At 74.2% G+C, this 21,523-nt stretch carries 20 protein-coding genes; 8 read left to right on the top strand and 12 right to left on the bottom strand.

Annotated features, from left to right (window positions below):
- Positions 1-43 precede the first annotated feature (43 nt).
- From lpdA to ACH4PU_RS25140, 3 genes are all read right to left on the bottom strand, one after another.
- Complete coding sequence (gene lpdA / locus ACH4PU_RS25150) at positions 44-1,432, bottom strand: dihydrolipoyl dehydrogenase (protein WP_398276179.1); 1,389 nt, start codon at positions 1,430-1,432, stop codon at positions 44-46.
- A 325-nt stretch (positions 1,433-1,757) separates the two neighbouring features.
- On the bottom strand, positions 1,758-3,284 hold the full coding sequence (locus ACH4PU_RS25145) for a leucyl aminopeptidase (protein ID WP_398276176.1): 1,527 nt from the start codon (positions 3,282-3,284) through the stop codon (positions 1,758-1,760).
- Positions 3,285-3,433: 149 nt separating this feature from the next.
- Entirely contained in the window at positions 3,434-4,240 is an 807-nt protein-coding gene (locus ACH4PU_RS25140) for an adenosylcobinamide-GDP ribazoletransferase (RefSeq protein WP_398276173.1), read from the bottom strand.
- 153 nt (positions 4,241-4,393) lie between these two features.
- Between ACH4PU_RS25140 and ACH4PU_RS25135 the strand changes: the two genes are divergently transcribed.
- Positions 4,394-5,131 (top strand): hypothetical protein, encoded by a 738-nt coding sequence (locus ACH4PU_RS25135; protein ID WP_398276170.1) that lies wholly within the window; start codon positions 4,394-4,396, stop codon positions 5,129-5,131.
- On the opposite strand, the gene ACH4PU_RS25130 is transcribed toward ACH4PU_RS25135, so the two are convergent.
- From ACH4PU_RS25130 to ACH4PU_RS25115, 4 genes are all read right to left on the bottom strand, one after another.
- Positions 5,098-5,829 carry a hypothetical protein gene (locus ACH4PU_RS25130; RefSeq protein WP_398276167.1) on the bottom strand — a complete coding sequence of 244 codons (732 nt, stop codon included), beginning with the start codon at positions 5,827-5,829 and terminating at the stop codon, positions 5,098-5,100. The two genes, ACH4PU_RS25135 and ACH4PU_RS25130, sit on opposite strands and share 34 nt — an antisense overlap.
- Positions 5,826-7,577, bottom strand: a complete 1,752-nt coding sequence (locus tag ACH4PU_RS25125) for a phosphatidylglycerol lysyltransferase domain-containing protein (protein WP_398276164.1) — start codon at positions 7,575-7,577, stop codon at positions 5,826-5,828. The genes ACH4PU_RS25130 and ACH4PU_RS25125 overlap by 4 nt, the downstream gene beginning before the upstream one ends.
- Before the next feature lie 149 nt (positions 7,578-7,726).
- Positions 7,727-8,773 (bottom strand): nicotinate-nucleotide--dimethylbenzimidazole phosphoribosyltransferase, encoded by a 1,047-nt coding sequence (locus tag ACH4PU_RS25120; RefSeq protein WP_398276161.1) that lies wholly within the window; start codon positions 8,771-8,773, stop codon positions 7,727-7,729.
- Positions 8,774-9,006: 233 nt separating this feature from the next.
- The gene (locus tag ACH4PU_RS25115; RefSeq protein ID WP_398276158.1) at positions 9,007-10,203 is read right to left on the bottom strand and encodes a bifunctional adenosylcobinamide kinase/adenosylcobinamide-phosphate guanylyltransferase; all 1,197 of its coding nucleotides are present in this window, start codon (positions 10,201-10,203) and stop codon (positions 9,007-9,009) included.
- 127 nt (positions 10,204-10,330) lie between these two features.
- On the opposite strand from ACH4PU_RS25115, the gene ACH4PU_RS25110 reads away from it, so the two are divergent.
- Positions 10,331-10,546 carry a hypothetical protein gene (locus tag ACH4PU_RS25110; RefSeq protein WP_185940156.1) on the top strand — a complete coding sequence of 72 codons (216 nt, stop codon included), beginning with the start codon at positions 10,331-10,333 and terminating at the stop codon, positions 10,544-10,546.
- Positions 10,547-11,033: 487 nt separating this feature from the next.
- On the opposite strand, the gene ACH4PU_RS25105 is transcribed toward ACH4PU_RS25110, so the two are convergent.
- Together ACH4PU_RS25105 and ACH4PU_RS25100 are read right to left on the bottom strand one after the other, a co-directional pair.
- The gene (locus tag ACH4PU_RS25105; protein ID WP_398276309.1) at positions 11,034-11,708 is read right to left on the bottom strand and encodes a class I SAM-dependent methyltransferase; all 675 of its coding nucleotides are present in this window, start codon (positions 11,706-11,708) and stop codon (positions 11,034-11,036) included.
- Positions 11,709-12,085: 377 nt separating this feature from the next.
- Entirely contained in the window at positions 12,086-12,691 is a 606-nt protein-coding gene (locus tag ACH4PU_RS25100; RefSeq protein WP_398276155.1) for a DUF3043 domain-containing protein, read from the bottom strand.
- A 281-nt stretch (positions 12,692-12,972) separates the two neighbouring features.
- On the opposite strand from ACH4PU_RS25100, the gene ACH4PU_RS25095 reads away from it, so the two are divergent.
- The 4 genes from ACH4PU_RS25095 (at position 12,973) to ACH4PU_RS25080 (ending at position 16,345) form a co-directional block, all read left to right on the top strand.
- On the top strand, positions 12,973-13,758 hold the full coding sequence (locus tag ACH4PU_RS25095) for a PspA/IM30 family protein (RefSeq protein ID WP_398276152.1): 786 nt from the start codon (positions 12,973-12,975) through the stop codon (positions 13,756-13,758).
- Positions 13,759-13,788: 30 nt separating this feature from the next.
- Complete coding sequence (locus ACH4PU_RS25090) at positions 13,789-14,067, top strand: hypothetical protein (RefSeq protein WP_398276149.1); 279 nt, start codon at positions 13,789-13,791, stop codon at positions 14,065-14,067.
- A 303-nt stretch (positions 14,068-14,370) separates the two neighbouring features.
- Complete coding sequence (locus ACH4PU_RS25085) at positions 14,371-15,642, top strand: sensor histidine kinase (protein ID WP_398276146.1); 1,272 nt, start codon at positions 14,371-14,373, stop codon at positions 15,640-15,642.
- Positions 15,643-15,646: 4 nt separating this feature from the next.
- Entirely contained in the window at positions 15,647-16,345 is a 699-nt protein-coding gene (locus tag ACH4PU_RS25080; RefSeq protein WP_398276143.1) for a response regulator, read from the top strand.
- Between the two features lie 215 nt (positions 16,346-16,560).
- Here ACH4PU_RS25080 and nadA read toward each other — a convergent pair whose 3' ends face one another.
- Positions 16,561-17,757 (bottom strand): quinolinate synthase NadA, encoded by a 1,197-nt coding sequence (nadA, locus tag ACH4PU_RS25075; RefSeq protein ID WP_152264360.1) that lies wholly within the window; start codon positions 17,755-17,757, stop codon positions 16,561-16,563.
- A 244-nt stretch (positions 17,758-18,001) separates the two neighbouring features.
- Between nadA and erpA the strand changes: the two genes are divergently transcribed.
- Entirely contained in the window at positions 18,002-18,358 is a 357-nt protein-coding gene (erpA, locus tag ACH4PU_RS25070; protein ID WP_004946545.1) for an iron-sulfur cluster insertion protein ErpA, read from the top strand.
- A 76-nt stretch (positions 18,359-18,434) separates the two neighbouring features.
- On the opposite strand, the gene ACH4PU_RS25065 is transcribed toward erpA, so the two are convergent.
- Positions 18,435-19,931, bottom strand: coding sequence for a hypothetical protein (locus ACH4PU_RS25065; protein ID WP_398276138.1), 1,497 nt, complete (start codon positions 19,929-19,931; stop codon positions 18,435-18,437).
- A gap of 122 nt (positions 19,932-20,053) precedes the next feature.
- A complete protein-coding gene (locus ACH4PU_RS25060) occupies positions 20,054-20,278 on the bottom strand; it encodes a hypothetical protein (RefSeq protein ID WP_398276136.1) in 225 nt (74 codons plus the stop codon).
- 193 nt (positions 20,279-20,471) lie between these two features.
- Here ACH4PU_RS25060 and ACH4PU_RS25055 point away from each other — a divergent pair, with 193 nt between their 5' ends.
- Positions 20,472-21,446 (top strand): carbohydrate kinase family protein, encoded by a 975-nt coding sequence (locus ACH4PU_RS25055; RefSeq protein WP_398276133.1) that lies wholly within the window; start codon positions 20,472-20,474, stop codon positions 21,444-21,446.
- Positions 21,447-21,523 lie beyond the last annotated feature (77 nt).

Genomic DNA, 21,523 nt, shown 5'->3' with positions numbered 1-21,523 from the left:
CGGTTGCTCCTTACGAGTAGTGGGATAGGGGTGCGCTCGGGACTCAGTCGTGCGAGTGCAGCGGCTTGCCGGCCAGGGCCAGGTGGGCCTCGCCGAGGGCCTCGTTCTGCGTCGGGTGCGCGTGGATGAGCTGCGCGACCTCGGCGGGCAGGGCCTCCCAGTTGTAGATCAGCTGGGCCTCACCGACCTGCTCGCCCATGCGGTCGCCGACCATGTGGACGCCGACCACGGCACCGTCCTTGACCTGGACGAGCTTGATCTCGCCCGCGGTCTTGAGGATCTTGCTCTTGCCGTTGCCCGCGAGGTTGTACTTCAGGGCGACGACCTTGTCGGCGCCGTACAGCTCCTTGGCCTTCGCCTCGGTGATACCGACGGAGGCGACCTCCGGGTGGCAGTACGTGACGCGCGGCACGCCGTCGTAGTCGACCGGGACGGGCTTGAGCCCGGCCAGCCGCTCCGCCACCAGGATGCCCTCCGCGAAGCCGACGTGCGCGAGCTGGAGGGTCGGGACGAGGTCGCCGACGGCCGAGATGGTCGGCACGTTGGTGCGCATGTACTCGTCCACGAGGACGTAGCCGCGGTCCATCGCGACCCCGGCCTCCTCGTAGCCGAGGCCCTGGGAGACCGGGCCGCGGCCGACGGCGACGAGCAGCAGCTCGGCCTCGAAGGTCTTGCCGTTCTCCAGCGAGACCTTGACGCCCTCGGCGGTGTACTCCACGCCGGAGAAGCGGGAGCCCAGGGAGAAGTTGATGCCGCGCTTGCGGAAGGCGCGCTCCAGCAGCTTCGAGCTGTTCTCGTCCTCGACCGGGACGAGGTGGGGGAGCGCCTCGACGATGGTGACGTCGGTGCCGAAGGACTTCCACGCGGAGGCGAACTCGACGCCGATGACGCCGCCGCCCAGCACGATCGCGGACTTCGGGACGCGGTCCAGGACCAGCGCGTGGTCCGAGGAGATCACGCGGTTGCCGTCGATGGTCAGGCCCGGCAGGGACTTCGGCACGGAGCCGGTCGCCAGCAGGACGTGGCGGCCCTCGACGCGCTGCCCGTTCACGTCGACGGACGTGGGGGAGGACAGGCGGCCCTCACCGGTGATGTAGGTGACCTTGCGCGAGGCGACCAGGCCCTGCAGACCCTTGTACAGGCCCGAGATCACGTCGTCCTTGTACTTGTGGACGCCCGCGATGTCGATGCCCTCGAAGGACGCCTTGACGCCGAACTGCTCGCTCTCGCGGGCGGAGTCGGCGACCTCGCCGGCGTGCAGCAGAGCCTTGGTGGGGATGCAGCCGCGGTGCAGGCAGGTGCCGCCCAGCTTGTCCTTCTCGATCAGGGCGACGTCGAGACCCAGCTGCGCTCCACGCAGGGCAGCGGCGTAACCGCCGCTACCGCCTCCGAGGATCACTAGGTCGAAAACGGTGCTGGCGTCGTTCGCCACGTCACGTCCTCCATGCATGGGTACGCCGTTGCCGGTCGTCGATGACCGGGCGGCGGCTGTCGTTCGGCCGCTTTTGCTTCGGCCCTGTGATTACTGGGGGCCCTGTCCTGCCGAGACAACATCTTCGCACTTGTTGACGGACGGCGGGACGCCGGGCCGGGCTGAGGGACGACTGATGCGTCACCTTCGAGGGGTTACTCGCGCGTAGGGATGTCCGCCGGCGCGATGTCACGGGGCGTTCGTCCTGAGCGAACGCCGCGCGGCCCCGGACGCATTCCCGGGGCCGCGCGGCGGTTTCGCACAGAGGGGCCGACGCGGCCCGGGCTCAGCCCAGGTCGCCCTCGGCGGTGTGCTCGGCCAGCCGGACGAGCGTACGGACGGCGGAGCCGGTGCCGCCCTTGGGGGTGTACCCGTAGGGGGCGGTCTCGTGGAAGGCCGGGCCGGCGATGTCCAGGTGCGCCCAGGTGATGCCCTCGCCCACGAACTCCTGGAGGAACAGGCCGGCGATCAGGCCGCCGCCGTTGCGGACGCCCATGTTGGCGATGTCCGCGACAGGGGAGTCCATGGTCTTGCGCAGCTCGGCGGGCATCGGCATGGGCCACGCCTGCTCACCGGCCGACTCGGCGATCTCGTACACGGCGGTGCGGAACGCGTCGTCGTTGGCCATGACACCGAAGGTGCGGTCGCCCAGAGCGAGGACCATGGCCCCCGTCAGGGTGGCCACGTCCACGATCGCGTCGGGGTTCTCCTCCGAGGCCCGGGTCAGGGCGTCGGCGAGCACCAGCCGGCCCTCGGCGTCGGTGTTGAGGACCTCGACGGTCTTGCCGCTGTACATGGTCAGCACGTCGCCCGGACGGGTGGCCGTGCCGGACGGCATGTTCTCCGCGAGGGCCAGCCAGCCGGTGACGTTGACGCGCAGGCCCAGCTGGGCGGCGGCCAGCACGGCGGAGAACACGGCGGCGGCGCCGCTCATGTCGCACTTCATGGTCTCGTTGTGGCCGGCCGGCTTGAGCGAGATGCCGCCCGAGTCGTAGGTGATGCCCTTGCCGACCAGGGCGAGGGTCTTCTCCGCCTTGGGGTGGGTGTAGCCGAGGCGGACCAGCCGCGGCGGGTTGGCCGAGCCCTGGCCGACGCCCATCAGACCGCCGTAACCGCCCTTGAGCAGCGCCTTCTCGTCCAGCACCTCGATCGTGAGGCCGTGCTCCTTGGCGGCCTCCTGGGCGAGGGCGGCGAACGCGGCCGGGTGGAGGGCGTTCGACGGGGTGTTGATCAGGTCGCGGGCGCGGTTGACCTCGGCGGCCACGACGGTGGCGCGCTCGACGGCGGCCTTGAACGCCTTGTCACGCGGCTTGCCGCCCAGGATCACCGCGTCGGCCAGCGGCTCGCCCTTCTTCGACGCGCCCTTGCCGCCGCCGTTGCTGCGGAAGGCGGTGAAGGAGTACGCGCCCAGCAGGGCGCCCTCGGCGATGGCCGCGGCGTCGTCCGCGTCGGTCACGGGCAGCGCGAAGGCCGCCTTCTTCGTCCCGGTGAGGGCACGGGCGGCGGCGCCCGCGGCGCGGCGCAGCGCCTCACCCTCGTAGCCGTCGCCCTTGGCGGGGACCCCGCCGAGGCCGGCCGCGACCACGACGGCGGCCTTGACGCCCGCCGGGGCCGGGAGCTTGGTGACCTCGCCCTCCTCGCCGGAGGCGCCGAGGGTCTCCAGGACGGCGGCCAGCTTGCCGTCGAAGGCCTGGTCGACGGCCTCGGCGCCGGGCGCGAGGACGGGTCCCTTCGGGCCCTTGGCGACACCGACGACGAGGGCGTCCGCGCGCAGCGTCGCCGCGCCGGAGGTGCTGAGAGTGAGAGCAGTCACGGTGGTGGGTGTCCCTACTTCCGTTGAGTTTCCACGGCTTGGAAGCACAGCGAGGCCGTGCCGGCCGCCACCGCGCATCGTATGCGCCGCGCGTGCGCCGCCGGGTTCCGGGCCTTCGGGCGGGCACGAGCCTATCCCCGCGCGGTCGTTCAGCCCAGGGCCGTGACGATCAACGCGGTGGTGGCCGCGGTCTCCGCCAGGGCCCCGAAGACGTCCCCGGTGACCCCGCCGAAGCGGCGCCGGCAGTGGAACAGGAGGAGTTCGGCCGCCGCGACGGCGAGCGGCACGGCGGCTCCCGCGCGGACGGCCGCGCCCGGGCCCAGGAGCGCGCCGGCGCCGGCCGCCGCGCAGCAGGCCGCGGCGGTCACGGCCAGGGCGGCGGGAACGGGCACCACCCCGGCGACCGCGGCGCCCAGCCCGCCGGGGCGGGCCGCCGGGACGCCGCGGCGGGCGGCGAGGGTGAGGGCGCAGCGCGCGGCGACGGCCGCGACCAGGGCGGCGAGGGCGCCGCGCGCCCCGCCGGCGGCGTACTGGCCGGCGAGCGCGGCGGCCTGGCCGAGCAGCACGAACACCAGGGTGACGACGCCGAACGGGCCGATGTCCGACTGCTTCATGATCCGCAGCGCGTCCTCGGCGGGCTTGCCGCTGCCCAGCCCGTCGGCCACGTCGGCCAGCCCGTCCAGGTGCAGCCCGCGGGTGAGCACGGCGGGTACGGCGGCGGCGGCCACCGCCGCGACGAGGGGGCTCGCGCCGAGCAGCAGCAGGAGCCAGCCCGCCGCACCGGCGCACACGCCGACGACGAGGCCGGCGAGCGGGGCGGCGAGCATGCCCCCGCGCGCCGCCGGGCGGTCCCAGCGGGTGAGGCGGACGGGCAGTACGGTCAACGTGCCGAAGGCGAACCGGAGGGCGTCGCCGGTGGTCACGCGGGGGGTGCCGGGAGCGGGCGTGTCGGTCATCGCGGGCAGGGTATCCCGGCGGTGACGGACGGCCGGGCGGCGGTCAGGCGGTGGCCGGGCGGCGGCCGCGCGGGGCCCGCGGAGGAACGGGGGAACGCGCCCGGTTGTCGATAAACTGCACGTCAGGGCGGAGTTCGGAAGTGCGGGAGTCCGATGGAACACTGGCTTGACCGCAATATCGTCGAGCCGGGCAAGCTGCCGCTGCTGGCGGCCCTGGCCTCGTTCGTGCTGACGTTCCTCGTCACCCGGGTGATCACCCGGCTCATCCGCGCGGGCAAGGGCCCCTTCCGCAACATCCGCCCCGGCGGCCTGCACGTCCACCACGTCGTCCCCGGCGTGGTGCTGATGGTGGTCGGCGGCTTCGGCGCGGTGGCGGCGGGCCGGCACGGGCTGAGCGCGGTGGTCGCGGCGGTCCTCTTCGGGATGGGCGCCGGGCTGGTGCTGGACGAGTTCGCGCTGATCCTGCACCTCGACGACGTCTACTGGACCGAACAGGGCCGCAAGAGCGTGGAGATCGTGGTGCTGACGGCCGCCCTCGTCGCCCTGGTCCTCTTCGGGTTCTCCCCCTTCGGGGTGAACGAACTGACCCCCGAGGAGCTGCGCAGCCGCAGCATCCTCGTCTCGAACATACTGATCAACTTCCTGATCGCGCTGTTCGCCCTGGCCAAGGGCAAGCCGCGGATAGCCCTCATCGGCGCGGTCGTGCCGCTGGTCGCGCTGATCGGCGCGGTGCGGCTGGCCCGGCCCGGCTCGCCGTGGGCCCGCCGCTTCTACCGCAACCGCCCGCGCGCCCGCCGCCGGGCCCGGGTGCGGGCCTACCGCCACGACGCCCGCTGGAACGCCGTCCGCAACCGGCTTCACGACCTCGTCGCGGGCGCCCCCGACCGCTGATCCCCGCTTCCGGGCCCGCCCCGGAAGCGGTCGTCCCGCGGCTTGCGGCGGCGTCTGCGCAGCTCGTCCGCCCCGCTCAGGACCAGTATCGCCGCGACGGCCGCGATGTGCTCCTTGCCCGCCAGGTTCGGCTTGACGGCCACCTCGGCCACCATCGCCAGCACCACCACCCCGCAGGTGACCCAGGCCCGGTAGCGCCAGGACACGTACACCGCCAGCCCCACCACGGCCGCCGACGGGCCGGTGTCGACCACCTTGGCCGCGTGCGCCGGCAGTCCCCAGAAGCCCGGGCCCAGGGCGATGGCCACCCGCGCGTACATCGTCCCGGTCAGCGTGGCGGCGTAGGCGATGGCCAGCGTCCGCCGGCGGCCCAGGCAGATCTCGGCGATCCCGAAGACGAGCAGGACCTGGACGAGCGACCCCCAGACCGGCAGGTCCAGCGCCGGGACGAACAGCGACAGCGGCGTCCGCAGCAGCGCCAGCCACCAGGGCACCTCGGCCCGTACCGAGCCGACCGCCTGGACGGGGCCGTAGCCCCACGGCTGGTTCTGCACCAGCTGGAAGACGACGATGAGGCCGACCGCCGAGAGCGTCAGCGGGATGGCGCGGAGCCGGTCGCGGGCGAGCGCTTCGGTCACCTGGGTGAGGAGCGGTCCCCATTCGGTACGCGCGGCGCGTCGGAGCGCCGCACGGTTCATCGCCGGCTCTCCAAATGCTTGCGGTTCAGCCACTTCGGCAGCCCCGGGGCCTCCAGGAAGCCCTCCGCGCGGGCACTGGCGACGCCGATCCGCAGCAGGTCACTGCTCTTCTCGAACAGCATGAAACGAGGCTCCCAGATCGGCCGGTACTTCGCATTCGCGCGGTACAACGACTCGATCTGCCACCAGCGCGAGAAGAAGCTGAGCAGCGAGCGCCAGGCCCGCAGCACCGGTCCCGCGCCGAGCCGGGAGCCGCGCTCGAAGACCGAGCGGAACATCGCGAAGTTCAGCGATACCTGGGCGATGCGCAGCTCCTTCGCCCGCTGGAGGAGCTCGATCACCATGAACTCCATCAGGCCGTTCTCGGACTCCCGGTCCCGGCGCATCAGGTCCAGCGAGAGCCCCTTGGGCCCCCATGGCACGAAGCTCAGCAGCGCCCGCAGTTCGCCCTCGCCGTCGTGGCACTCCAGCATCACGCAGCGGCCGTCGTCCGGGTCGCCCAGCCGGCCCAGCGCCATCGAGAAGCCGCGCTCGGTCGCGCCGTCGCGCCAGTCGTCCGCGCGCCGCAGCAGCTCGGCCATCTCCTCCTCGGGGATGTCCTCGTGCCGCCGGATGCGGACCGTGTACCCGGCCCGCTTCACCCGGTTGAACGCCTGCCGGACGGTCCGCATGGCCCGGCCCTCCAGGGTGAACTCCGCGGTGTCGACGATCGCCTCGTCGCCGAGCTCCAGGGCGTCCATGCCGTGCCGGGCGTAGACGGTGCCGCCCTCCTCGCTCGCCCCCATCACGGCCGGGATCCAGCCGTGCGCCCGGGCCTCGGCCAGCCAGGGTTCGATGGCCCCCGGCCACGCCTCGGGGTCGCCGAGCGGATCGCCCGAGGCCAGCGAGACCCCGCCGACCACCCGGTAGGTGACCGCCGCCTTCCCGGACGGCGACCACACCACGCTCTTCTCGCGGCGCAGCGCGAAGTAGCCCAGCGAGTCCCGGTCGCCGTACTTGTCGAGCAGCGCCCGCAGCCGCGCCTCGTCCTCCGGCGTCAACGGGTCGGTGGCCCGGCGGGAGCGGAACGCCGCCCACACCACCAGCACCAGCAGCACCGTGCTCATCACGTTGATGGTGACGTTGACCCAGTCCGGGGTGTCGATCGCCGGGAACGGGCTGTCGTCGCTCGCCAGGAAGACCAGCCGCCGCACGCCGTAGCGCCAGCGCTCCCAGAAGGTCGACCGGTACGCGTCCCCCGCCTGGTTGGTGACCGTCACCAGGAACGCCGCGATCAGCGAGCAGACCAGCAGGCCCCCGGCCGCGACGGCCGCCGCCAGCTTGGGGTTGGAGCGGTCGCCGACCGCGTAGAACTCCCGCCGGCCCACCACCAGGGCGGCCACGAACAGCGCCGTGATCACCACCGAGAACCAGTTCTGGCCGTGCGCCCGGAACTCCGGGAACCACATCAGCAGCGCCAGCAGCAGCAGGAGCACCCCGGCCAGCGCCAGGTTGAGGATCCACGCCGCCCGCTTGCGGCGCCGCAGGGTGACCGCCATGAACAGCGACACCACGGCCGAGGTGAAGCTGGCCTCCAGCAGGTACGGCGTGAAGTAGTCGTCGACGCTGTGCCGCCGGATGCTGGCCCCGAAGGACACCCACACCGCGCTGAGCAGATTGACGAAGGCGGCGGCACGCAGGTACCACACGGCGAAGGCTGCGGCGCGCCGGGGCCAGGGGCCCGGGCGCGTCTCGTCATCCGGAGTCAAGCGGACTTCTCCCGAGAAGGCGACGGAACGGTGGGCGAGGGGACGTGGCGGACGGCGTGGCCCCCACGTTTCCGCTGCCGGTGACCGCTGTCGAGACCTTCCGGCCCGTGTCGGCCCCCCGTCGGCTCCGCGTCGGCCGTGCGTCGGCCTCAGGAACGTTCGGGAAGCTCCGCCGCCAGGGACGCCGCGGCCCGCACCAGCGGCAGAGCGAGCAGCGCCCCCGTTCCCTCGCCCAGTGTGACGCCGTGATCGAGCAGAGGGTTGAGCGCGATCCGGTCGAGCGCCTTCGCCTGGGCCGGATCACCGCTGCTCTGCCCGGCCAGCCACCAGTCCGGGGCACGGAAGGCGACACGCTGCGCGACGAGGGCGCACGCGGCGGAGACCACGCCGTCCAGGATCACCGGCGTCCGGCGCACCGCGCTCTGCAGCAGGAACCCGGTCGTCGCGGTCAGGTCCGCGCCACCGGTCGTCGCCAGCAGCCGCAACTGGTCGCCCAGGACCGGCCGGGCCCGGCGCAGCGCGTCCCGGATCGCCGCGCACTTGCGCATCCACGCCAGGTCGTCGATGCCCGCGCCGCCCCGGCCGGTCACCACCGACGCGTCCGTCCCGCACAGCGCGCCGATCAGCGCGCCCGCGGCGGTCGTACCGCCCACGCTCAGGTCGCCGAGGACGACGAGGTCCGTGCCGGAGTCGGCCTCCTCGTCGGCGACCGCCATCCCCGCCCGGAACGCGGCCTCCGCCTCCTCCACGGTCAGCGCGTCCTCGACGTCGATCCGGCCCGAGCCGCGGCGCACCCGGTGCCGGGTGACCTCCGCCGGCAGCAGCTCCGGATCGCAGTCCAGCGCCATGTCGACGATCCGCAGCTCCACGCCGGAGCGGCGGGCCAGGACGGCCGGGGCGCTCTCCCCGTCGAGGGTGGCGCGCACGAGCGCGTACGCGCCCTCGGCGGGGCCGGCGGAGACGCCGAGCGAGGCGACCCCGTGGTCGCCCGCGAACAGGATCGCCTTCGGCCGCTCCACCGGCTTCACCGGCACCCCGCCCTGCGCGGCGGCGAGCCACTCGCCGAGCTCGTCCAGGCGGCCGAAGGCACCCGGGCGGGGGGCCAGCCGTTCGCGCCGCTCTTCCGCTTCGCGGCGGGTGTCCGGGTCGGGGCGCTCGATCAGCGTGGCGAACTCGTCAAGATTCAGACCGCTCATCCGCGACACACTACCGCTGCGCGGGGCTGTGCCCCGGTCCCGCCCTTTCACCGTTTCTTGCGGGGGAGGGCCCCCGCACCCCCGAAGCACGCTGCGGGCGCTGTCCTCAAACGCCGGACGGGCTGTATCAGCCCGTCCGGCGTTTGAGGACGAGCGGCGAAGCCGCGAAAAGGGGGTCTGGGGGCTTGCCCCCAGGAATCGGCGAAGGGGTGGGACCGGGGCACACCCCCTCCCTACCGCAACCGCATCGCCTGCCCCGCCACCACCACCAGCACATGCTCACACTCCGCCGCCCACGCCGCGTTCAACCGCCCGAGCTCATCCCGGAACCGCCGCCCGGAAGCGGTCGCGGGCACCACCCCGGACCCGACCTCGTTGCTGACGGCGACAACGGTGCGCCGCGTCTCCCGAACGGCACGGACGAGCGAAGCGACCCGCTGCGCCAACGCCGACGACCCCCCGTTCGCCCACGCCGCGTCGTCCCACGCCGACACGGCGTCCATCGCATGGGTAAGCCACAGCGAGAGGCAGTCGATCAGCAGCGGCGGTCCGTCGGCGGCGAGCAGGGGGACGAGGTCGCAGGTCTCGGCCGTGCGCCAGGAGGACGGGCGGCGTTCGCGGTGCAGGGCGACGCGGGCCGCCCAGTCGGAGTCGCCGTCCCGCGTGCCGCCGGTGGCGACGTAGGTGACCTCGGGGAACGACTCCAGCCGCCGCTCGGCCTCCACGGACTTCCCCGAGCGCGCCCCGCCGAGGACGAGCGTTCGCCGGGGCACGTCGGGAACGGCGTGGTAGTCCCCGACGGTGAGCGTGCTGCCGTCCGGGACGGCCCGCGCCCCGGCCGCGGCCAGTTGGCGGTGCAACTCCCGCCCCGGGGGCACCTCGTGTCCGAGGTGGACGGCGATCACGTCCGTCGTCGCGGTGACCGCGCCCGTCTCGCGCAGCCGGGCCAGGGCGTCGGGCCGGTCCACGACGTCGAGGAGGACGATGTCGTACGGGCCGGACGCGGCGGAGAGCCCGGCCGGGGCGCCGCCGGGCGGCAGGTAGAGCAGGCGGTCGCCGTCGGGGCCCGTCACCTCGTAGCCCGTGCCCGGCGCGTCCAGGGCCACCGCCCGCACCCGGTGCCCGCTGATCACCGACAGGTCGCGGCCGTCCGGCACCCGCACCGGCGCCGGCAGGCCGGGCGGCAGCTCGACGGCCGGGCCGTCGTGCGGGTGGGAGAGCAGCACCTGCCGCACTCCGGCGACGCTCCGGCCCGCCCGCGCGGCCGCGAACGCGGGCCCGGGCGTGAGATCGAGCAGCAGCTCGCCGTCGACGAGCAGGGCGGTCGCCGCCCGGGCGTTCTCGCCCACGGCGGTGGCGCAGGCGGCACAGGGGCAGCCGGGGCGCGGCAGCCCTTCGGGGGCCCCGGTGCCGAGCAGAGTCAGTTCCACGCCCCGATCGTCTCGCGTCCGTGCGCGGCGGGCGCGCCGGGATCACCCTTTCTCGCCCCGGGACCGCGCGCCCGGCCGGGAGTTAGGCTGCGTTCCGGCAGCGAACCACGAGCCTTTGGAGGCTGGCATGGCGTGGGTGTGGCGGTTCGAGAAGGCGGACGGGACGGAGACGGCCCCGGCCGTCGAGCCGGAGGAGTTCTCGACGCAGGGGGACGCGGAGTCCTGGCTCGGCGAGGAGTGGCGGGCACTGCTGGAGGGCGGCGTGGAACAGGTACGCCTCTTCGAGGACGGCCAGGAGATCTACGACTCCCCGATGAGCCTCCGGGCGGCGGCGGAGAGCTGACGCCCCGGGCGGCACGGCGCCCGCCCCACGGGACCGCGGCGAGGCCGGCGGCCGCCTGGGAAACTCCGGGCCGGGCTGCCGGCCGTTGTCGCGTCCTGGGGGACTTCTTACGGGGGTTCTCTTACGGCGTGGCCGTTCTTACGGGCAACGGCCGCGGGGCGAGGCTGCTCCTTGAGGGCTGACGGCCTCTGCGCCCGGCGACCGTTGTGGCCCCGACGAGCCCCGACGGTCCCGGGCCTGGCCCAGCTTCAAGGGCGGCGATGCCTCGCAGACCCGGCCGACGTCGTGCACCCCGTCGCGGGCGGCCCGGCCACCTGGTCCGGAGCGGCCGGCGGCCAAGGGCCCGGCTGACGGTCGCGCGGCCGGCGTCCGCGGCCGGGCGCAGGACCCGTGGTCTTCTCTGCCCGCCCGGTCCGGAGCGGCCGGTGGCCAGGGCCCCGGCAGCCGGCCGGCGCGGCCGGGCGTCGGGTCCGCACCCCGCCCGGCCCTATCCGCCCCGCACTCCGCACAGATGCAGCAGCGCCGCCACCGCGCGGTACGGGTCCGTCCGTCCGGCCCGGTCCTCGGCGGCCAGCAGGCGGTCGAGGTCGGCCGGGCGGGGGCGGGCCGGCGGGTCGGTGAAGACGCGGACGCCGTACCAGGCGCGCAGTGGGGCGCCGATGCCGGCCAGGGTGGCGGTCAGGGTCTCGCGCCGGTCGGCGCGGACGGGGGCGCCGGTGCGGTCGGTGTCGTAGGGGGAGTCGAAGGCGGCGAGCGCCCGGTCCCAGTCGCCGGCCAGGGCGGGCCGCAGGGCCAGCGCGTCCGCGTTGCGGACGAGCAGCGACAGCAGGCCGCCGGGGGCCAGGACGCGGGCGAGCCCGGCCAGCAGGGGGTCGGGCTCCGGTACGTACATCAGCACGCCGTGGCAGAGGACGAGGTCGAAGGCGCCCGGCGTGAAGTGCGCGCCGGTGTCCCGGCCGTCGCCCTCCAGGAGCCGGACGCGCTCCCGGACCTCCGCGGGCCCGGCGGCGAGCACCTTGCGGACGGCGGCCACCGTCGACGGGTCGGACTCCAGCGCGGTCACCTCGTGTCCCGCGCGGGCGAGCCGCAGCGCCTGGGTGCCGTGGGCGAGGCCCACGTCGAGGACGCGCAGGCGCTGCCCGGCCGGGAAGCGCGCGGCCATCTGCTCGTCGATCTGCCGGGCGACCAGCTCGTGCCGGACGGTGTTCCGCAGGCCTTCCCACAGGCCCTCGTCGGCGGCCTCCACGGCCCCGGCGTACCCGGCCGGCGCGGTGAACACGGCGGCCGGGCTTCCGGACCGCGCCGCGCCGGGGAACGTCCCGGGCGTCCCGGGCCAGGCGCCACCGTCGTGGGGGCGAGGCCCGGGGACATCCCCCCAGGCCGGCCCGGGGGCCATCACGGGTGCGGCCCCGAAAGCGCCTCCGGGGGCCGTGCCGGGGTACGTCCAGACGTACTCCTCGGACACACCGGACTCTTCGGAGCCCGGTACCGCTCCGGGCCCGTCCGACAGCGTGCCGGCCGGGCCCCACGGGGAGCCGCTCAGGGCTTCTCCCCGCGCGCGACCTTCGGCTTGGGCAGCCGCAGCCGCCGCATCTGCAGGGAGCGCATCAGCGCGTACGGGACGGCGCCCCGGGTGCTCTCGCCGGCGAAGCGCTCCTTGAGCCCCTTGCGCAGGCCGACCGCGAGGACGACCGAGTTGAGGACGATCACCAGGATGACGACCATCCACGCCAGCAGCACGTACTGCTGGAACTTCCCGCGGTTGAACATGCTCATGACGAGGATGACCACCGCGAGCGGCAGGAAGAACTCCATGACGGTGAACCGGGAGTCCACGAAGTCCCGCGCGAAGCGGCGGACGGGCCCCTTGTCACGGGCGGGCAGGAACCGCTCGTCGCCGTTGGCCAGCGCCTCCCGCTGCCGGGCCATGTCGGTCCGGCGGGTCTCGCGCTGCCGCTTCGCGGCCTCCTTGCGGTTGGCCGGCGTACTGGCCAGGCTGCGGCGCTGGGCCGCGGCCTCGCTGCGCTTGGGCGTGGGGCGGCCCTTGGGGGCCTCCGGATGACGGGGCTGCTGGGGCTGGTCCGCGGTCACCTTGGCGTCGGCGGCCTTGGCGGACTGCTCTTCCTTCGAACGGCTTCGGAACACGGGACCCAAGGGTACGGGGTCCCGGGGGTGGACCCCAGCGTTCTGGGGAATGATCCCGGGATGGCCTCCGCGGGACGCCCCGCCCGCGGGCGCCCCGGACCCCGCCCGGTGGGCGGTCTCCTCCTCCTGCCGGAGGAAGGCGCCCCCCTGATCGTCCTGCAGGAGGAGCGCATCCGGGTCCGGACAGTGCGGTAATGGGGACAGGCCCCGTACTGTGGGTTCTGTAGGTGTGATGGAGCCGAAGCCCGAGCTAGTCGGTCAGAAGGGGGCGCGCGAGGCCCATGAGCGGTGTCATGAAGCGTATGGGGATGATTTTCCGCGCGAAGGCCAACAAGGCCCTGGACCGGGCCGAGGATCCGCGCGAGACCCTCGACTACTCGTACCAGAAGCAGGTCGAGCTGCTGCAGAAGGTGCGCCGGGGCGTGGCCGACGTGGCCACCTCCCGCAAGCGCCTGGAGCTCCAGCTCACCCAGCTCCAGGGGCAGTCCGCGAAGCTGGAGGAGCAGGGCCGCAAGGCGCTCGCCCTCGGCCGCGAGGACCTCGCGCGGGAGGCGCTGACCCGGCGGTCCGCCCTCCAGCAGCAGGTCAGCGACCTGGAGACGCAGCACCGGACGCTCCAGGGCGAGGAGGAGAAGCTCACCCTCGCCTCCCAGCGGCTCCAGGCCAAGGTCGACGCCTTCCGCACCAAGAAGGAGACCATCAAGGCCACCTACACCGCCGCCCAGGCCCAGACCCGCATCGGCGAGGCCTTCTCCGGCATCTCGGAGGAGATGGGCGACGTCGGCATGGCCATCCAGCGCGCCGAGGACAAGACGGCCCAGCTCCAGGCCCGGGCCGGCGCCATCGACGAGCTCCTCGCCTCCGGCGCCCTCGACGACCCCACGGGCATGGCGAAGGACGACATCACGGCCGAGCTGGACCGCCTGTCCAGCGGATCGGACGTCGAGCTGGAGCTCCAGCGGATGAAGGCCGAGCTCTCCGGCGGCACCGCCAAGCCGGCCATCGAGGGCGGCGCCCCGTCGCAGTCCGCCCAGCCGCAGGACCGGCCCGACTTCCACAAGCGCTGACGCGCGGGCCGCGGAACGAGAGGAGGCGCCGTGATCGTTCGCATCATGGGGGAGGGCCAGTGGAAGCTGGCCGACAGCCACTTCGCCGAGCTCAACGCGCTGGACGACGAGCTGCTCGATGAGATGGAGAGCGGGGACGAGGAGGGGTTCCGGCGGACGCTCGGGGCTCTGCTCGACGCGGTGCGGCGGCTGGGCGGTCCGCTGCCCGACGACGCTCTCGAGCCTTCCGAGCTGATCCTGCCCGCGCCGGACGCGTCGCTCGCGGAGGTTCGCGAGATGCTCAGCGACGACGGGCTCATCCCGGGGTGACCCCTGCGGGGGGTGGTGCCCCGGTCCCTCCCCCAGAGGGGGTACCCCCATTCACCGTTTCTTGCGGGGGCGCTGCCCCCGCACCCCCGAAACCGCGCTCCGCGCGGTTGTCCTCAAACGCCGGACGGGCTGATTTCAGCCCGTCCGGCGTTTGAGGACGAGCGGCGAAGCCGCGACAAGGGGGGTCTGGGGGCGCAGCCCCCAGGAATCGGCGAAGTGGGGGTGCCCCCTCTGGGGGAGGGACCGGGGCACAGCCCGCCGCAGGCGCCCGCAGTAGAACGCACTCCGCCCCCGAGGGGACCGATGACCACCCCCGCCGTCTGCGGCCGGCTCCGCGGCCACCCGGCGGCCGCCGACGCGGCCGTCGCCGTGATCGTCCTCGCCCTGATGATCGGCAGCGTCTTCGTCGGTCACCGAGTGGCCGCCCACCCCCTCTCCCCCCTCTTCGTCACCTGCGCCGTCCTCGCCGCCGCGGCCCTCGCCGTCCGGCGCCGGGCGCCGCGCACGGTCCTGGTGGTGACGTCCGTCCTGACGGCGGTGGGCGCCGCGGACGCCGGGGACGGGATCCCGCGCATCCAGGTCGCGCTGTCGGCGGTCGTGGCGCTCTACACGGTCGTCTCCCGCACCGAGCGCGCCGCGGCCCTCCGCATGGCCGCGGTGACGATCACCGCCCTCACGGGCGCGGTGATGCTGCTGGGCCCGCCGCCCTGGTACGCGCAGGAGAACGTGGGGATGCTCGCCTGGGCCGGCATGGCCGCCGCCGCGGGCGACGCGGTCCGCAGCCGGCGCGCCTACATCGCCGCGATCGAGGAACGGGCGCTGCGCGCCGAGCGCTCCCGGGAGGAGGAGGCGCGCCGCCGGGTCGCGGAGGAGCGGCTGCGCATCGCCCGCGAGCTGCACGACGTCGTCGCCCACCACATCGCGCTGGTCAACGTGCAGGCCGGGGTCGCCTCGCACGTCATGGACAGCCGCCCGGACCAGGCGAAGCAGGCGCTGGCCCACGTCCGGGAGGCCAGCCGGTCCGCGCTGGACGAACTCCGGTCCACCGTCGGCCTGTTGCGGCAGTACGGCGACCCGGAGGCGCCCACCGAGCCGGCCCCCGGCCTGGGCGCCTTCGACCAGCTCGTGGACGGCTTCACCCGGGCCGGACTGCGCGTGGCCGTCACCGTGACCGGTGCCCCGGCCGACGCGCCGGGGGCCGGTGCCGAGGACCCCGCCGCGTCCGTCGCCGGCAGGCTGCCGGCCGCCGTCGACCTCACCGCGTACCGGGTCCTCCAGGAGGCGCTGACCAACGTGCACAAGCACGCCGGGCCGGGGGCCCGCGCCGAGGTCGTCATACTGCGGGCTCCCGGGAGCCTGGTGCTCACCGTCCTGGACGACGGCCCGGAGGACGACGCCTCGGGCGACGGTGTCCCGGGCGACGGCGGGCCGGCCGGCGGGCACGGGCTGGTCGGCATGCGGGAGCGGGTGACCGCGCTCGGCGGCACGATCGAGACCGGACCCCGGCAGGGGACGGCCGGTTTCCGCGTCCGCGTCCGGCTGCCCGTCCCCGCCTGCGCGCGCCGCCTACGCTGACCCCATGACGGACGAGTCCTCCATCAGCGTTCTCCTCGCCGACGACCAGGCCCTGCTGCGCAGCGCCTTCCGGGTGCTCGTCGACTCCGAACCCGGCATGCGCGTGGTCGGCGAGGCGGCGGACGGCGCCGAGGCGGTGCGCCTGGCCCGCGAGGTGCGCCCCGACGTGGTGCTCATGGACATCCGGATGCCCGGCGTGGACGGCCTCGCCGCCACCCGCGAGATCTGCTCGGACCCGACGCTCGACGGGGTACGGGTGGTGATGCTCACGACCTTCGAGGTCGACGACTACGTGGTGCAGTCCCTGCACGCCGGCGCCTCCGGCTTCCTCGGCAAGGGCGCCGAGCCCGAGGAACTGCTCGCCGCCATCCGCATCGCCGCGGCCGGCGAGGCCCTGCTGTCGCCCGCGGCGACGAAGGGCCTCATCGCCACCTTCCTCGCCCAGGGCGGCGGCTCCTACGGCGGGGGGCCGGCCCGGCGGGGCGCGGAGGCGCTGGACGCGCTGACCGGGCGGGAGCGGGAGGTGCTGGTGCAGGTGGCCGGCGGGCTGTCGAACGACGAGATAGGGGAGCGGTTGGCTGTCAGCCCGTTGACGGTGAAGACGCATGTCAATCGGGCGATGGCGAAGTTGGGGGCGCGGGATCGGGCGCAGCTCGTCGTGATCGCGTATGAGACGGGGCTGGTGCGGCCGCGGGGGGAGTAGGCCCCGGCCCCGCCCTTTCGCCGTTTCTTGCGGGCGCGGGCCCCCGCACCCCCGAGCGCACCTGCGGTGCGCGTCCTCAAACGCCGGACGGGCTGACACAGCCCGTCCGGCGTTTGAGGACAACCGCGCGGAGCGCGGTTTCGGGGGCTGGGGGCTGGCCCCCAGGAATCGGCGAAGGGGCGGGACCGGGGCACCACCCCCAAACCAACCGCTGCCTACGGCAGCGCGAGCATCCGTTCCAGCGCCAGCTTCGAGAACGCCGCCACCTCCGGATCCACCTCGATCCGGTTCACGACCTTGCCCTCGGCGAGCGACTCCAGCGCCCACACCAGGTGCGGGAGGTCGATCCGGTTCATGGTCGAGCAGAAGCACACCGTCCGGTCCAGGAAGACGATCTCCTTGCCGTCCGCCGCGAAACGGTTCGCCAGCCGCCGGACCAGGTTGAGTTCCGTTCCGATGGCCCACTTGGACCCGGCCGGGGCGGCCTCCAGGGTCTTGATGATGTACTCCGTCGAGCCGACGTAGTCGGCGGCGGCCACGACCTCGTGCTTGCACTCGGGGTGCACGAGCACGTTGACGCCGGGGATGCGCTCGCGGACCTCGCGGACGGAGTCCAGGGAGAAGCGGCCGTGGACGGAGCAGTGCCCGCGCCAGAGGATCATCTTCGCGCCGCGCAGCTCCTCGGCGGTGAGGCCGCCGTTCGGCTTGTGCGGGTTGTAGAGGACGCAGTCGTCGAGGGACATGCCGAGGTCGCGGACGGCGGTGTTGCGGCCCAGGTGCTGGTCCGGGAGGAAGAGGACCTTCTCGCCCTGCTCGAACGCCCAGTTGAGCGCCCGCTCCGCGTTGGAGGAGGTGCAGATGGTGCCGCCGTGCTTGCCGGTGAAGGCCTTGATGTCGGCGGAGGAGTTCATGTACGAGACGGGGACGGTGGTCTCGGCCACGCCCGCCTCGGTGAGCACGTCCCAGCACTCGGCTACCTGCTCGGCGGTGGCCATGTCGGCCATCGAGCAGCCGGCGGCCAGGTCCGGAAGGACGACCTGCTGGGCGTCGGTGGTGAGGATGTCGGCCGACTCGGCCATGAAGTGCACGCCGCAGAAGACGATGTACTCCGCGTCCGGACGGGCCGCCGCGTCCCGGGCGAGCTTGAAGGAGTCGCCGGTGACGTCCGCGAACTCGATCACCTCGTCGCGCTGGTAGTGGTGGCCGAGGACGAAGACCCGGTCACCCAGCTTCGCCTTCGCGGCACGCGCCCGCTCCACCAGGTCCGGGTCGGAGGGCGCGGGCAGGTCGCCGGGGCACTCGACGCCGCGCTCGCTGCGCGGGTCGGACTCGCGGCCGAGCAGCAGCAGGGCGAGGGGCGACGGGGCGGGGTCCTGGAAATCCAGGGACTGGGCGGTGGTCACGACACGCACCCTTTCTGTTCTGCGGACGACCGGACTGAGCTGCACCGGCCTTGTCGTCAATTTGACGCTATCTATCATAACTGCTTCGTGTCACTTTGACGATGCCCATTGCGTCGATGTGACGCATTCCCGGGTGCGCGGTGGATGTGCGAGCATGAAAGCCAGGAACACACGGCCGGACCCGGAATGAATCCCGGGCTCCGTCGGTTCAGCCGAGGGCAAGCAGTCCGCATAAAACCCGGGAGTGAAGCAGATGTCCGTTCAGGACGAGAAGACCACTGTGAGCGACGGCATCCTCCTGTCCGACGCCGCGGCAGCGAAGGTCAAGAGCCTGCTGGAGCAGGAAGGCCGGGACGACCTCGCGCTGCGCGTCGCCGTCCAGCCCGGCGGCTGCTCCGGCCTGCGCTACCAGCTCTTCTTCGACGAGCGCTCGCTCGACGGCGATGTCGTGAAGGACTTCGACGGCGTCAAGGTCGTCACCGACCGGATGAGCGCCCCGTACCTGGGCGGCGCCTCCATCGACTTCGTCGACACCATCGAGAAGCAGGGCTTCACGATCGACAACCCCAACGCCACGGGCTCCTGCGCCTGCGGCGACTCCTTCAGCTGACGGTCACCGGCACCGCGTACGGAAGGCGGGCACCCCTCGCGAAAGGGGCGCCCGCCTTCCGCGTATCCCGGCGCGGTCAGCCCCGCGGCACCGGCTCGCCCGTCACCACGTCCACCACCTTCCGCCCGTCCAGCGGCCGGTCCAGCGCCACCTTCCGGTCGAACCGCCGGGCCATCAGCACACACGGCCGACCGGGCTCCCGCTCGACGCCCGTGATCTTCACCGTCACCGCCGCCGACGACTGGCCCGGCGCCGACGCCGCGTAGTCGCTGCACACCCCGCCCCAGAAGTGCAGGGTGAGCCGCGTCCCGTCGGCGCTGTACGACGTCACCTGGGCGGGGACCGTCCGCCCCGGCCCGCCGCCCGGAGCCGGCCGCGTGCCCCGCGCGGAGGTCAGGTACTTCGGGTCCACCGCCGGCTCGACGACCGTCACCGTCGCCTTCCCGCCGCCCGGCACCGCCGCCTCGAACAGCCACGACGGCACCAGCGCGGGACGGCCCCCCACCGACCGCGCGGCCAGCGCGAACGTGGCCCCGCGTATCGGCACCGACGCGCGCGGCAGCGTGCCGCCCGAGCACGGGGGCGAGGCCGGCCCCGGGGCGCTCCCCGCCCCTTCGCCCGCCGGCACCGGCGTCGCACAGCCCCCGATCCCCACCCCGGCCTTCCCGGCCCGCCGGTTGCGCCCGTCGAGCGCCCGCGCGGCGCTGACCAGCGGATACTCCGCGCCCTTCACCGGCGCCACCACCGCTCCCGCGCCGTCCGTCACCCGGCCGTCGGCGCCGACCCGCAGGGCGGTCTGCCGGCCGTACGTGGGCACTCCGCCCAGCACGGGATCGGCCGCGACCGTCCGTACGGCACCGAACACCCGGCTCGCGTCCACCTTCGCGTCGCCCAGGCCCAGGGCCGCGAGCACCGGCCGGGCCGCCGCCCGCGCGCGCTCCTCCGACACCGGGCGCGCCGCCGCCGGGTCGGAACCGCCGGGCCGGTCCCGGAAGGACGGGCAGGCGGGGGCGTCGTCCGGGCCGTCTTTCTCCGGCCCCGCGCCCGGCGGGTGGACGCACGGCTTCCCGCCGGCGATCCCGTGCAGCGCGTACGTCCAGTCGCCGGGCGCGTCCGCCCCCACCCGCAGCGTCGGCCCGGCCCCCGGCCCGACGGTCCAGACGCCGTCCGCCTTCCGCGGCTCGCCCTGGACGCCCAGCGCCCGGGCCAGCGCCGCCACCTCGGCGGCCGTCGGCGCCCGGCCCGCCGTGTACACGGGGGCCTTGGCCGGGCCGTCGGGCAGCCTGCCCTCGGCCCGGTAGCGGGTGCCGCCGCCGTTGGGGTCCGGCTCGCCCACCGCGATGCCCGGCGGCGGCCCGCCCGAACCGCCGGCGCTCCCGTCGTCGTCCAGCGCCAGCGGCGGCGGGGGCACCGCCCGCTCCTCCGCGGCCGGCCCGGACGAACCGCCGCCCGCCGTCGCGGCCCAGTACGCGCCGCCGCCCCCGGCCAGCAGCACGGCCGCCGCGACCGACGCGACCACCGGCGGCGAGTGCTTCCGCCGCCGCTTGCCGGAGGTGTCGCCCTCGGTGCCCACCGCATCGCTCCTTCGCTCCGCTTCCACCGGTGATCCGGTCCCCGCCCCGGCCGGGGTGAGGCGCCGGTGGGACGGGGCACGGGAGCGGGCGGTTCCACGGCGGGGGCCGGCGGCCCGGGGGCTCAGTCCCCGTACTCGGACATACCGCGCAGCAGCCGCACCGTGCGCTCCGGCACCGACACCCCGTGCAGCGGCCGCGCCGCGGGCGCCTCACCGGCCGGCCCGTCGGCCACCGGAACCCGCCAGTGCGGCAGCATCCCGGCGCAGTCCCTGCGCAGCGCGGCGAGGGTGTCACCGTCGGCGGCGGACGAGCCGACCGGAGTGACGTGGTTCACAGGAGTCGCCATACAGGCACCGTACCGACCGCCACGGCCGCGGAGAAAGGCCGGTCATCAGGTAAATTCAGCCGCTCGTGGCGAGATCGGGACTGGCGTCCCGAGCGGGAGCCGATAGCGTGGTACGGCCTTTTACTGTTCGGCCCGCTTTCTCCCGTAGCGCCATCACCCTTCACCGCCTCGCCCCGCAAGGAGCAGATTCGCCGTGCGTATCGCTGTCACCGGCTCCATCGCCACCGACCACCTGATGACGTTCCCCGGCCGATTCGCCGACCAGCTCGTGGCGGACCAGCTGCACACGGTCTCCCTGTCCTTCCTCGTCGACGAGCTCGACGTGCGCCGCGGCGGCGTCGCCCCCAACATCTGCTTCGGCATGGGCGTCCTGGGCCTGCGCCCGATCCTCGTCGGCGCGGCCGGTGAGGACTTCGCGGACTACCGGGCCTGGCTGGACCGGCACGGCGTCGACACGGAGTCGGTGCACATCTCCGAGGTCCTGCACACCGCCCGTTTCGTCTGCACCACGGACACCGACCACAACCAGATCGCGTCCTTCTACACCGGCGCCATGAGCGAGGCCCGCCTCATCGAGCTCCAGCCGGTCGCCGACCGCGTCGGCGGCCTCGACCTGGTGCTGATCGGCGCCGACGACCCCGAGGCGATGCTCCGCCACACGGAGGAGTGCCGCACCCGCGGCATCCCCTTCGCCGCCGACCCCTCCCAGCAGCTCGCCCGCATGGACGGCGACGACATCCGGCAGCTCGTCGAGGGCGCCACGTACCTCTTCACCAACGAGTACGAGAAGGCGCTCATCGAGTCCAAGACCGGCTGGACCGGCGACGAGATCCTCGCCAAGGTCGGCACCCGCGTCACCACGCTCGGCTCCCGCGGGGTGCGCATCGAGCGGACCGGGGAGCCGGTGATCGAGGTCGGCTGCGCCGAGGAGCAGGCGAAGGTCGACCCGACGGGCGTCGGCGACGCCTTCCGCGCGGGCTTCCTCGCAGGCCTGACCTGGGAGCTGCCCCTGGAGCGGTCCGCTCAGCTGGGGTGCATGCTGGCCACTCTCGTGATCGAGACGCTGGGCACTCAGGAGTACGAGCTGCGGCGCGGGCACTTCATGGAGCGGTTCGCGAAGGCGTACGGGCATGAGGCGGCGGCGGAGGTCCAGGCGCACCTGGGGTGAGCTTGGGGTGACCCCTGCGGGCGCTGTGCCCCAGACCCCCCTTGTCCTCAAACGCCGGACGGGCTGACCAGTCAGCC

It is taken from the genome of Streptomyces sp. NPDC021100 (assembly GCF_044333095.1).
Taxonomy (GTDB): domain Bacteria; phylum Actinomycetota; class Actinomycetes; order Streptomycetales; family Streptomycetaceae; genus Streptomyces.
The sequence above is the reverse complement of the archived record's forward strand: the minus strand, read 5'-3'. Positions and strand labels throughout refer to the sequence as shown.

Excerpts from the sequence above, each read along its gene's own strand:
- ACH4PU_RS25060 (WP_398276136.1), bottom strand. The coding sequence starts at position 20,278 with ATGGCGACTCCTGTGAACCACGTCACTCCGGTCGGCTCGTCCGCCGCC.
- ACH4PU_RS25120 (WP_398276161.1), bottom strand. The coding sequence starts at position 8,773 with ATGAGCGGTCTGAATCTTGACGAGTTCGCCACGCTGATCGAGCGCCCC.
- ACH4PU_RS25085 (WP_398276146.1), top strand. The coding sequence starts at position 14,371 with ATGACCACCCCCGCCGTCTGCGGCCGGCTCCGCGGCCACCCGGCGGCC.
- ACH4PU_RS25140 (WP_398276173.1), bottom strand. The coding sequence starts at position 4,240 with ATGACCGACACGCCCGCTCCCGGCACCCCCCGCGTGACCACCGGCGAC.
- ACH4PU_RS25105 (WP_398276309.1), bottom strand. The coding sequence starts at position 11,708 with ATGGCCGCGCGCTTCCCGGCCGGGCAGCGCCTGCGCGTCCTCGACGTG.
- ACH4PU_RS25135 (WP_398276170.1), top strand. The coding sequence starts at position 4,394 with ATGGAACACTGGCTTGACCGCAATATCGTCGAGCCGGGCAAGCTGCCG.
- ACH4PU_RS25130 (WP_398276167.1), bottom strand. The coding sequence starts at position 5,829 with ATGAACCGTGCGGCGCTCCGACGCGCCGCGCGTACCGAATGGGGACCG.
- ACH4PU_RS25080 (WP_398276143.1), top strand. The coding sequence starts at position 15,647 with ATGACGGACGAGTCCTCCATCAGCGTTCTCCTCGCCGACGACCAGGCC.
- ACH4PU_RS25095 (WP_398276152.1), top strand. The coding sequence starts at position 12,973 with ATGAGCGGTGTCATGAAGCGTATGGGGATGATTTTCCGCGCGAAGGCC.
- erpA (WP_004946545.1), top strand. The coding sequence starts at position 18,002 with ATGTCCGTTCAGGACGAGAAGACCACTGTGAGCGACGGCATCCTCCTG.
- ACH4PU_RS25110 (WP_185940156.1), top strand. The coding sequence starts at position 10,331 with ATGGCGTGGGTGTGGCGGTTCGAGAAGGCGGACGGGACGGAGACGGCC.